General features: G+C 51.3%; 10 protein-coding genes and 1 pseudogene. 5 read left to right on the forward strand and 6 right to left on the reverse strand.

Going from position 1 to position 11,393, the window contains the following annotated elements; translation table 11 throughout:
• A pseudogene (locus tag HMPREF2907_RS00035) lies at positions 1-318 on the reverse strand (calcium-binding protein); the annotation flags it as partial.
• A 333-nt stretch (positions 319-651) separates the two neighbouring features.
• Between HMPREF2907_RS00035 and HMPREF2907_RS00040 the strand changes: the two are divergent.
• The gene (locus HMPREF2907_RS00040) at positions 652-1,788 is read left to right on the forward strand and encodes an S-(hydroxymethyl)glutathione dehydrogenase/class III alcohol dehydrogenase (RefSeq protein ID WP_039407286.1); all 1,137 of its coding nucleotides are present in this window, start codon (positions 652-654) and stop codon (positions 1,786-1,788) included.
• 8 nt (positions 1,789-1,796) lie between these two features.
• Positions 1,797-2,624 carry an S-formylglutathione hydrolase gene (fghA, locus tag HMPREF2907_RS00045; RefSeq protein ID WP_039407284.1) on the forward strand — a complete coding sequence of 276 codons (828 nt, stop codon included), beginning with the start codon at positions 1,797-1,799 and terminating at the stop codon, positions 2,622-2,624.
• A gap of 586 nt (positions 2,625-3,210) precedes the next feature.
• On the opposite strand, the gene HMPREF2907_RS00050 is transcribed toward fghA, so the two are convergent.
• Together HMPREF2907_RS00050 and HMPREF2907_RS00055 are read right to left on the reverse strand one after the other, a co-directional pair.
• Positions 3,211-3,720, reverse strand: a complete 510-nt coding sequence (locus HMPREF2907_RS00050; protein ID WP_003743061.1) for a peptidylprolyl isomerase — start codon at positions 3,718-3,720, stop codon at positions 3,211-3,213.
• 107 nt (positions 3,721-3,827) lie between these two features.
• Entirely contained in the window at positions 3,828-5,243 is a 1,416-nt protein-coding gene (locus tag HMPREF2907_RS00055) for an SLC13 family permease (RefSeq protein ID WP_003762569.1), read from the reverse strand.
• A 456-nt stretch (positions 5,244-5,699) separates the two neighbouring features.
• On the opposite strand from HMPREF2907_RS00055, the gene aroD reads away from it, so the two are divergent.
• The gene (gene aroD, locus HMPREF2907_RS00065; protein WP_070679054.1) at positions 5,700-6,467 is read left to right on the forward strand and encodes a type I 3-dehydroquinate dehydratase; all 768 of its coding nucleotides are present in this window, start codon (positions 5,700-5,702) and stop codon (positions 6,465-6,467) included.
• 382 nt (positions 6,468-6,849) lie between these two features.
• On the opposite strand, the gene lptG is transcribed toward aroD, so the two are convergent.
• Together lptG and lptF are read right to left on the reverse strand one after the other, a co-directional pair.
• Entirely contained in the window at positions 6,850-7,920 is a 1,071-nt protein-coding gene (gene lptG, locus HMPREF2907_RS00070) for an LPS export ABC transporter permease LptG (RefSeq protein WP_039407274.1), read from the reverse strand.
• The gene (gene lptF, locus HMPREF2907_RS00075; protein ID WP_039407271.1) at positions 7,917-9,032 is read right to left on the reverse strand and encodes an LPS export ABC transporter permease LptF; all 1,116 of its coding nucleotides are present in this window, start codon (positions 9,030-9,032) and stop codon (positions 7,917-7,919) included. Before lptF ends, lptG begins: the two co-directional genes overlap by 4 nt.
• 167 nt (positions 9,033-9,199) lie before the next feature.
• Between lptF and HMPREF2907_RS00080 the strand changes: the two genes are divergently transcribed.
• Positions 9,200-10,609 (forward strand): leucyl aminopeptidase, encoded by a 1,410-nt coding sequence (locus tag HMPREF2907_RS00080; protein WP_039407268.1) that lies wholly within the window; start codon positions 9,200-9,202, stop codon positions 10,607-10,609.
• Between the two features lie 100 nt (positions 10,610-10,709).
• On the forward strand, positions 10,710-11,192 hold the full coding sequence (locus HMPREF2907_RS00085; RefSeq protein WP_070679055.1) for a cupin domain-containing protein: 483 nt from the start codon (positions 10,710-10,712) through the stop codon (positions 11,190-11,192).
• Here the strand turns inward: HMPREF2907_RS00085 and HMPREF2907_RS13045 are convergent.
• The coding region (locus HMPREF2907_RS13045; RefSeq protein WP_210388571.1) for a hypothetical protein at positions 11,170-11,393 on the reverse strand (224 nt) is incomplete at its 5' end. The genes HMPREF2907_RS00085 and HMPREF2907_RS13045 overlap by 23 nt on opposite strands.

An 11,393-nucleotide genomic window follows, 5' to 3' on the forward strand; every position in this document is an offset into this window, starting at 1 on the left:
GCCGCTGTTGCCTATCAGAATATTGTTAGAGTTGTTGCCAAATCCGAAGGTGTTGCCGTTGCCTTCCAGTGTCAGGTTTTCGACGTGGGTCGGTAAGGTAAAGGTTGTATCGGCGTAAACCGTGTCGTTGCCTTCATTTGCATATTCAACAATGGTGTCGTCCGCGTTCTTACTGTAATAAATATCGTCGCCCAAGCCGCCGTAGAATGTGGTATGTCCGAGACTGCCATGTAAAACGTCATCATGGGGCGTTCCTTTAAGGACGTCTGATTTATTGTTTGCTGCGCTGCGGGATAAAGAGTGCAATGTATTGGCCATGATGGCTCTCCTTGAGATCAAGTTGCCAGGAATATAAATAATTCTATCTATATGACATTAAAGAATTTTTTTCTTGTACATCTCAACGAGGATTTGATCGGCGAATGAAATGATGAGAAAGATATAATAATTTATATTATTGTTTTGTTTATTAATTTAAAATAAAAATGATATTTGATGACACTTCAATAAAATGCCAATTGCATTTTACATCTTCAGTCAATCATGCTACTGCCGAAGCAAAATTGCAAAAAACGCTTGCTTCAGACTGGAGTCCAAAGTATAAACTGGTGTCATTTAGTAACTTTATTAATGAATTAAAAGGCAAAAATAATGGAAATTAAACAAACCAATTCAACCATCAAATCGCGTGCGGCGGTAGCATTCGCGCCAAATCAACCCTTACAAATTGTGGAAATCGATGTAGAAATGCCGCGTAAAGGCGAGGTGTTAATCCGCAATACCCACACTGGCGTGTGCCATACTGATGCATTTACATTATCAGGGAACGATCCTGAAGGCGTATTCCCTGTGGTGCTTGGACACGAAGGTGCAGGTGTAGTCGTTGCTGTGGGCGAAGGTGTGTTAAGCGTAAAACCAGGTGATCACGTCATTCCTCTTTACACCGCTGAATGTGGAGAATGTGAGTTTTGTCGTTCAGGTAAAACCAACTTATGCGTCTCAGTGCGTGATACGCAAGGTAAAGGCTTAATGCCGGACGGCACGACGCGTTTTTCTTATCAAGGTCAGCCGATCTATCACTATATGGGCTGTTCGACTTTCAGTGAATATTCTGTTGTTGCGGAAGTTTCACTGGCGAAAATCAACCCGGAAGCCAACCACGAACAAGTATGTTTGCTCGGCTGCGGTGTTACCACAGGTATTGGTGCGGTACATAACACGGCAAAAGTGCAAGAAGGCGACTCTGTGGCCGTGTTTGGCTTGGGGGCGATTGGTTTGGCTGTGGTGCAAGGTGCGCGTCAAGCCAAAGCGGGGCGCATTATCGCCATTGATACCAATTCCGCAAAATTCGAGTTGGCAAAACAGTTTGGTGCGACTGACTGCTTAAACCCGAACGATTACGATAAACCAATCAAAGATGTGTTGTTAGACATCAATAAATGGGGCATTGACCATACCTTTGAATGTATCGGCAATGTAAACGTAATGCGTCAAGCATTAGAAAGTGCACACCGTGGTTGGGGACAATCCATTATCATCGGCGTAGCAGGTGCAGGACAAGAAATTTCAACGCGTCCGTTCCAGTTGGTAACCGGTCGTGTTTGGAAAGGCACGGCATTTGGTGGTGTGAAAGGCCGCTCTGAACTTCCGAAAATGGTGGAAGATTCAATGAAAGGTGATATCCAGTTAGAACCGTTTGTGACTCACACAATGACACTTGATCAAATCAATGAAGCCTTTGAGTTAATGCACGAAGGTAAATCGATCCGCTCTGTTATTCATTACTAAGGCCCGTGATGAAACTGATTGAACAACATCAAATTTTTGGCGGTTTGCAACAAGTTTGGGCACATCATGCCCAAACGCTTCAATGCGAAATGAAATTTGCCGTCTATTTGCCGGATAATCAGGAGAATCGACCACTTGGTGTGATTTATTGGCTTTCCGGCTTAACCTGTACTGAACAAAATTTCATTACCAAATCAGGCTTTCAGCGCTATGCGGCAGAACATCAAGTGATTGTGGTTGCCCCCGATACCAGCCCTCGCGGAGAGCAAGTGCCGAACGATGCGGCTTATGATTTAGGGCAAGGTGCAGGCTTCTATCTGAATGCGACCGAGCAGCCTTGGGCGACGAATTATCAAATGTATGATTATATTTTGAACGAGTTGCCCAGTCTGATTGAGGAAAATTTTCCTACCAACGGCAAACGTTCCATTATGGGGCATTCAATGGGCGGACACGGCGCATTGGTATTGGCACTGCGAAACCGGGAACGTTATCAAAGTGTCTCTGCCTTTTCGCCCATTTTGTCGCCAAGCCTTGTGCCTTGGGGAGAAAAAGCCTTTTCTGCCTATTTAGGAAAAGATCGTGAAAAATGGCAACAATATGATGCCGGCACGCTCATTCAACAAGGCTATAAAGTGCAAGGTATGCGCATTGATCAGGGCTTGGAAGATGAGTTTTTACCAACACAATTGCGTACCGAAGATTTTATCGAAACCTGTCGTGCGGCAAATCAGCCGATCAACGTGCGCTTCCATAAAGGCTATGATCATAGCTATTACTTCATCGCCAGTTTTATTGGTGAGCATATTGCATATCATGCGGCATTTTTGAAGTAATCCAAAGAAGTGATTCGTGAATCGAATAAACGTTGAAGTGAACGTTAATTTTTCATGTTAATGAATTAAAAAGGCATCGGATTGATGCCTTTTGTTTTTATAAATGATGAAAAAGTGCTATTAAAATCAGCTATCTCCTAGAATCAGCATGAGGAGACCTTTGCAAAATCTCCTCGCTCATTCTACTTAAATATCCCCCCATTCCAATACAAACCATTGTTGAGAGGTAAAAAACGAAAAGGTCGTCTGAAAACCTGTTTTCAGACGACCTTTTGTTGTTATCGAGAACTTTGCAAATAGCCCTTTTCACCCCCAACAGTCGAAACCCAAACACAGGTTTTCTGCTGTTTCGTTGCGGATTACAAAAAACAGTCAGGCATACCGCCCTGCCCAGTTTCGTCCTACATATTTTTCCTTGCGTCAAGCCCACGCTACGCTGCCAATGCAACAGATTTGTTTGATTGATTGCTGACGGTTGATGGCAACTGATTCGTCAAAAACCAAAGAAGCCGTCGATATGCCTTATCCGCAAAAAAAGCAGCCCGTTTCAGGCTGCTTTTGCGTCATGGGATGTAACGCGTCAAATTTATACCACTTCGGCTTTGGTGATGACGACAGGTTCGGTCGGTACATCGTCGTGGTAGCCGTGGCGTTTGGTGGCGACGCCTTCGATGGCATCGACCACGTCAAAACCGTCGACGACTTTGCCGAATACGGCGTAGCCCCAGTCTTGGACGACGGTTTTGCCGTACAGCTCTTTGGAACGGAAGTTCAGGAAGGCGTTGTCGGCGGTGTTGATGAAGAATTGCGCGCTGGCGGAATGCGGGTCGGAGGTGCGCGCCATGGCGATGGTGTATTTCTCGTTGGGCAGGCCGTTGGACGCTTCGTTTTGAATCGGCTCGCGTGTTTCTTTTTCGTTCATGTTCTCGTCCATGCCGCCGCCTTGAATCATGAAGCCTTTGATGACGCGGTGGAAGATTACGCCGTCGTAGAAGCCGTCTTTGACGTATTGCTCGAAGTTTTTGGCGGTAACGGGGGCTTTGTCGAAGTCGAGTTCGATTTTGATGTCGCCTTTGTTGGTGTGCAGGATAATCATGGGTTTCCTTTCGTTAAGAATCTTTTTACAAATGGAGCTGGGCGGAAAAACTTCAAGGTCGTCTGAAAAATATTCTTTCAGACGACCTTGGCTAGGGTTTTATGGGTTTACATCAGAATGAAATAAGCCCACAGCGCAACCAATACGATACAAAGGACGTTCAGCAGCAAGCCGACGTTCATCATTTCGCGTTGCTTAATCAAGCCTGTACCGAACACAATCGCGTTGGGCGGCGTGGCAACCGGCAGCATGAACGCGCAGGATGCGCCGATGCCGATGACAAATACCAAGACTTGTTCGGGCAGCCCCATTTGCGTGGCGATGCTGGCGAAAATGGGCACGAGCAGCGCGGCGGAGGCGGTGTTACTGGTGAACTCGGTCAGGAAGATGATGAAGGTGGCGACTACGAAAATCACCAGCAGCGGATGCGCGGCGGTGAAAGTGGTGGCCACCTGCTGACCCAAGGCTTCGGATGCGCCGGAGGATTGCAGCAGCGCGCTCAAGCTGATGCCGCCGCCGAAGAGCATCAACACACCCCAGTCGGTATTGCGGGCGACTTCTTTCCATTGCGCCACGCCGAATACGACGACGGCGACAGCGGCAATCAGGGCAATGACGGTATCGGGGTTGGAAATGCCGAACGCTTCTTTGATTTTGGAGCTGAATACCCAAGCCACGGCAGCAGCGATGAAAATCAACAGCGCGATTACACGGTGCAGCGTCCAAGGGATAGACTCGGCTTTGACTTCGACGCGCTCGTTCAGATTGGGCTTGAGGATGACGTACATGGAGAACAGCATCAACGGCAGAATCAACAGCATCATCGGCAGGCCGAGCTTCATCCAGCCGACGAAGTCCAGATTCAGGGCTTTGGCGGCAATCATGTTCGGCGGTGAACCGACCACGGTACCCAAACCGCCGATACTGGCGCAGTAGGCGATGCCGAGCAGGACGAAGACGTAGGTTTTACGTTCTTTTTCTTGGTCGAGGTGGCTCATCATACCCATTGCCAACGGCAGCATCATGGCGGCGGTCGCGGTATTGCTGATCCACATGGACAGGAAGGCGGTAACGGCAAACAGCATCAATACGGCGACTTTCATATTACCGCGCGACAGGCGCAAGAGGTTGACGGCGATTTTGCGGTCGAGACGCTGCATGTGCAGGGCGGTAGCAAGCGCGAAGCCGCCGAAGAAGATGTAAATCGTCGGATCGGCAAAGCCCGCCATCGCTTTTTTGATGTCCATATCGGGGAAGCCGAGTACGACGGCGAGAATCGGCACCATCAATGCGGTTACGGTGATGTGGACGGCTTCGGTGAACCAAAGCGCGGCAACGAAAATCAACAGCGCGATGCCTTTGTTGGCATCGGTGCTGTAAGGCAGGATGCTGTAAATGCCGAAACAGACGACGGCGGAAATGATGGTGGTCAGCAGGCCTTTAAAGTCGGTAATCGGCTTTTGCGCACTGAGCAGCTCGACATTCTCAGGATGCTGGGTTTTGTCCTTTGCATGTAAGTCCATGGAGTATTCCTCTGAAACATAACGTGAAATCGCTAAAACCGCTGAAGCATAGGCTCATCGCCCGACATTGCTTTTTTATTGATTTCACTGAATCGGTTTTTCTTGTTTCCCGCAGCGGGTTGTTCGCAGGCTTTGGATTTCAAGCAAACAAAGCCGTGCGGCATGGCAATGAGTATATTTGTAATCGGGTGTAGTGTAAATATAATGTTAACAATCGGGCGCGGTTTTTGCATAAACAGGTTGATGGGAAATGGAAATATCTTTTTGGCTTTCAGACGACCTCTTTGCTACGAAGCCGACAAGGCGGCTGTCTGAAAACCTAAGTCATAGCGTTATCGTGCTATGATGCCGCATCTTCAACCGCCGCCTGACCGAAAGCGGCATCAACGGCGTTGTTTGGACACCGTTCCCCGATCCGCTGCTCGACAGCCACCGTACCAATACAGCAGAAAAACCATGAAAACCCTGACCATCCGCCATCTCACGCTCGGCAGCGGACAGCCGAAAATCGCCGTTCCCTTGGTTGCCCGAGACGAAGCAGCCTTATCCGCCGCCCTGAAAAACCTCGAACACGCCTGTTTCGATATTATCGAGTTCAGAGCCGACTATTTCGACCAAGCGGGCAATCCCGAATACCTGATCGCCCAAGCCGAAGCCGTACGCCGCGCCTTTCCCGAAACCCCGCTGCTGTTCACCTTCAGACGCGCGGAGGAAGGCGGCGAATACCCTTGCAGCAAAGCGTATTATTTCGAGTTGCTCGATAAAGCCGCCGCTTCAGGCATCATCGACATCATCGACATCGAACTTTCCGCCGGCGAGAGCGAAGTCCGCCAAGTGGTTGCCGCCGCCAAAGCACACGACACCGCCGTCCTGATGAGCAACCACGATTTTCATCAAACGCCCGCCAAATCGGACATCACAGGTCGTCTGAAAAAAATGGAAGAGGCAGGCGCGGACATCTGCAAAATCGCCGTGATGCCCCAAAGCCCTGCCGATGTCCTGACGCTTTTGGACGCCACTTGGGAAGCCCGTCAAACCGCAAACCGCCCGATTGTTACCATCTCCATGGGCAAGCTCGGACTCGTCAGCCGCATCGCAGGCTCGACCTTCGGCTCAGCCATCACATTCGGTACGGCAGGAACCGCCTCCGCCCCCGGTCAGCTCGATTCCGCCAACCTGAAAAACATCTTGGATGTTTTGGAAAACGGTAACACCGCCGAATAACAATACATACAAATACAAAAAAACAAAAGGTCGTCTGAAACAGCGTTCAGACGACCTAGTTTTCTTTGTTTCAACAATTTGAAAGGCAAATCTCCTAAGCAACAGATTGGTTTCAGACGACCTTTACAGCGAATTGGCTTATATAGTGGATTAAATTTAAATCAGGACAAGGCGACGAAGCCGCAGACAGTACAGATAGTACGGTAAGGCGAGGCAACGCCGTACTGGTTTAAAGTTTAATCCACTATAACAATCTAAATAAATCGTACCCTACACTACTCCGCCCTACGCAACATCAAGCCAAACAAAACATCGTCTGAAAACAGGCATAGCGTATTTCGCAAAACCGTTTTCAGACGACGTTTTCTCCGAATCCATCTTTTTATCTTCTCTCCTGCCTGCGTATCAGCCAAACGGCGAGCAGGGCGAAGGCTATGGTGGGTAGTGCGCCGGCGAGGAAGGGTGGGACGCCGTAGAGTTGGCTGGTAAAGCCGAAGAGCCGTCCGGCAAAGTGGAACAGTAAGCCGAGGCAGATGCCGCCGAAGAGCTTCAAACCCATATTGCCGTGGCGGGTGGTTTGCGGGGTGAAGGCAAAGGCGACGAGTGCCATGACCCAGGCGGCGACGGGGTAAACCAATTTGCGCCACCAGGCGATGGCGTAGATCTGGGTGTTTTGGTTGTTGTTTTCGAGGTGGCTGATGTAGGTGGTCAGTTCGCCGACCGACATTTGGTCGGGTTTGACAAGCAATACGTCCATCAGGTTGCGTTTGACGGCGATCGGCCAGTTTTCTTCGGTGGCGGTCGAGACTTCGACTTTGTCTTCGCTAAGCGTGCTGCGGCGGATGTTTTTCAACTGCCAACTGCCGTCGTTGTTTAAAACGGCGGATTCGGCTTCCGTTGCCTGCGTCAGTTCGTTTTTGTCGTTGCGCACCCAAATTTTAATGCCCAGCAGGGTATGGTCGGGCAGCATTTCTCGCACGTTGATGATGCTGTTTTTTTCTTTGAGCCAAAGCCCGGTATTGCCGGTGCTGATTTTGCCGTTGATGGCGGCGGATTTGATGTTTTCGGCTTTTTGGCTGAGGGTGGGGGCAATCCATTCGCCGAGCGCGGCGGTGGCGATGGCGAAAATCAGTCCGAACTGCGACAGGATCAGCAGCAGTTTTTTGGTGCTCATGCCGCTTGCTTTGATGACGGTCAGTTCGCTGCCGGCGGCAAGTTGGCTGAGGGAGACGAGTCCGCCGATGAGGACGGCGAGGGGCATGAGTTCGTAGGCGCGCGCGGGCATCTGCATGAGGACGTATTGCGCCATGGTTGCGCCGTTATAGCTGCCTTTGCCCAAGTCGCCGACTTCGTTGATGATCTCGAAAAAGCTGTACAGGGCGAGGAAGGCCAGGAGGGCGTAAACCGCCATAACCGCCATTTGGCGGATGATGTAACGTGAAATCAGGTTCATTTTCCGCCTTTCAATGTCAGACTTTTGCCAACCGCCCGCCAGAAGGGCTGGCTGGGCATGCTGCGGACGCGCAGGAGTACGACGGCGATGGCGAACATGATGATGTGCATGGGCAGCAGTCCGAGCCAGAAATGGATTTTGCCGTCTTCCACGGCATTGCGCAGGAAGGTCAGTCCGTTTTGGTAAATCAGGAAAAGCCCGATGGCGACGAGGATGTTGTAGGTGTGGCCGCTGCGCGGGTTGAAATAGGAAAGCGGCACGGCAAGCAGGCAGAGCAGGAGGACGCTGACGGTCAGTGAGATGCGCCACATCAATTCCGCCTGATGTTGCGGGTTGCTGCTGCCGATGAGCTGCGATGTCGGGATGGTGCGGCGGTGGGAAACGGGGTCGATGAGTTTGGGCGTGGTGCTGATAATCAGGCTGAGGTTTTGAAAGGAAACGCGGTTGTAGTCGGCTTTGCCGGGCGTGCCGCTGTAACGGTAGCCGTTGCGCAGGTCGAGCGTGCGCTTGTTGTCGTTCAGCGAGAAATTGCCTTCTTTGGCGAAGATAATGTTGTCGTTGCCGTTTTTATCCTGTTCGCGCAGGAACAGATTTTTCATGATGCCCGATTCGGTGTCGAAGGTTTCGACGAAGTAAACCCTGCCGTTGCGCTTGCCCAGGCTGTTGAACTCGCCTGCTTCCACCATGGACAATTCTTGTTTCTGCTTGAGGAGTTCGGCGTATTCGCGGCTGCGCAGTTCTGCCCACGGCATGACCCAAAGCTGCATGACGGCAATCAGGATGGCAAACGGTACGGCAAACTGCATGACGGGGCGTATCCACTGTTTCAACGCCAGCCCGCAGGAGAGCCAAACCGACATTTCGCTGTCGCGCCAGTAGCGGGTCAACACGGTCAGCGTGCTGATGAACGCAGTCAAAACCAGCAAAAGCGGCGTCATGCCGATAACCCAGAAACCGACCAATGCCAACACGGCATCGATGGCGACGCGCCCGTCGGCGGCACGGCCGAGCAGGTTGATTGCCTGAGTGGAGACCAACACCGCCAAGAGGACGACGAAAATGCCGACGGCGGTAAAAGAGAGTTCTTTGATGAAGTTTCTTTGATAAATCATAGAATCGCGGCTAGGAGCGGTAGCGGTTCGGCGCAGGCGGATTGTCTGCGCAAGGTTTCAGACGACCTCTCAAATGGAGTACAATCTTTCCAACCGTTTTCAGACGACCCCTTAATGCAAAGGGTCGTCTGAAACTACCCGAAACCATCTCAATCAGGAGAATAAACGTGGAATTTAGCACAAAAGCCGGAACCTTGCAGCCGCAACAGGCAGGCGCGCAGTTATTTGTCTGCACCGAAACCGCGCAATTAAACCACCCGACCGCCCTTGCCCTTTTGTCTTCGCTTGAAGAAGGTCAAACTTTTGCCGACACCAAAATCCCGACGGACAACGGTTTGCAGGCAGTCGCCGTCGTCCGCCTCGAAAAAACCGACCGCGCCGCGCTGAACAAAGCTGCCGCCGAAGCCGCCAAATGGGCGCAAAATCAGGAAACGGTTAATGCGGACATCCATGCCTTCGATGAAGCGCAAGCCGCCGCCGTTGCCGAAGCCTTCGCCATCGCGTTCGGCAACGCCGCCTACCGTTTCGACCGCTACAAAAAAGAAGCCAAGCCCGCCAAATTCGCACAAGCCGTGTTCTACACCGCACACGAAGCCGCCGTCAAAGAAGCCCTGCGCGTCGCTGAGGCGCAGGTTTACGGACAAAGCCTCTGCCGCGACTTGGGCAATGCCGCGCCCAACGAATGCACACCCGAATTCTTAGCGCGCACCGCCAAAGCCGAAGCCGAAAAACTGGGCGCACACGCCAAAATCATCGAAAAAGACTACATCAAAGAAAACATGGGTTCGTTCTGGTCGGTCGCCAAAGGCAGCGTGGAAGACCCCTATCTGATTGAATTGAGCTACTTCGGTGCGGCCGACAAAGAAGCCGCTCCCGTCGTCTTGGTCGGCAAAGGCATTACCTTCGACACCGGCGGCATCTCCCTCAAACCCGGTTTGAACATGGACGAAATGAAGTTTGACATGTGCGGCGCGGCAACCGTCATCAGCACCTTCTGCGCCGCCGTCAAACTGCAACTACCGATCAACCTCATCGCCGTCGTCGCCACCTGCGAAAACATGCCTTCCGGCGCGGCCAACAAACCGGGCGACGTCGTGAAAAGCATGAAAGGCTTGACCATCGAAGTGTTGAACACCGATGCCGAGGGTCGTCTGATTTTGTGCGACGCATTGACTTACGCCGAGCAGTTCAAACCTAAAGCCGTTATCGACGTTGCCACTCTGACCGGCGCGTGCATCATCGCCTTAGGTCATGACGTCAGCGGCGTGATGGGCAACAATCAGGATTTGGTCGACAGCCTGCTGGTCGCTTCCCGCAACGTGGACGACAAAGCATGGCAACTGCCGCTCTTTGAAACCTACAAAGACCAGCTCAAATCCAACTTTGCCGACATTCCCAACATCGGCACGCCGGGTGCAGGCACGATTACCGCCGCTACCTTCCTGTCTTACTTCACCGAAGATTACCCGTGGGCACACCTTGACATCGCAGGTACGGCATGGAAATCCGGCGGTGAAAAAGGCGCGACCGGCCGCCCTGTTCCATTATTGTTGAACTATCTTCGCAATGTGAAATAAATCTTGGGGGAAGCCTGCGGGGTTAATCGTTTCAACCCCGCAGGCCGTCTGAAAACGGAATCCGCATTATCTGACCCAACCTGACAAACGGAGAACCGCCATGAAACCACTATTTGCCGCATTATCTGTCGCCCTTCTACTCGGCACATCTCTAAACACTCAAGCCGCCGAACAAACCACCCCCACCGACCGCAGCATCGAAGTGTACAAAAAAACCGACTTAGCAGAATGGAACCGCGAAAACGCAGCCGGAGGCCAAGGCCCGTTGCTCGGCAACTTTGCCTTCACGCGCCATCAAACCACCGACCAAGACGCATTCAAAGAAATCGGCTGGCTCACATTGCCGCCGGGCGCTTCCATCGGCCAACACAAACATACCGGCAATGAAGACGTTTACATCATCGTATCCGGCAAAGGTCTGTTTACCGACAGCACGGGCAAACAGACCCAAGTCGGCGCAGGGGACATTACCATCGCCCGCCCCGGCCAGTCCCATGCACTCAAAAATATCGGCAAAAAGCCGTTGGTATTCTTGGATTTGATTGCAGAGACCGCTGGCGCTAAAGCCGCCGAAAACAAGTAATACTTTCAATGAAAACAAATAATCTGCCGTGATTTTCTGTCTTACTAGAACCAGGCAGCAGAAAGATTGTTCCGTTTTCATTTAAACCTGCATAACCTGCATACAAGACAAAGGCCGTCTGAAAACCACGCTTCGTTTTCAGACGGCCTTTTTTCTCAAAAATCTTATCATATGAGACCTTTGCAAAATTCCCCAAAATCC

Source organism: Neisseria sp. HMSC055H02 (assembly GCF_001813335.1).
Lineage (GTDB): Bacteria > Pseudomonadota > Gammaproteobacteria > Burkholderiales > Neisseriaceae > Neisseria > Neisseria sicca_C.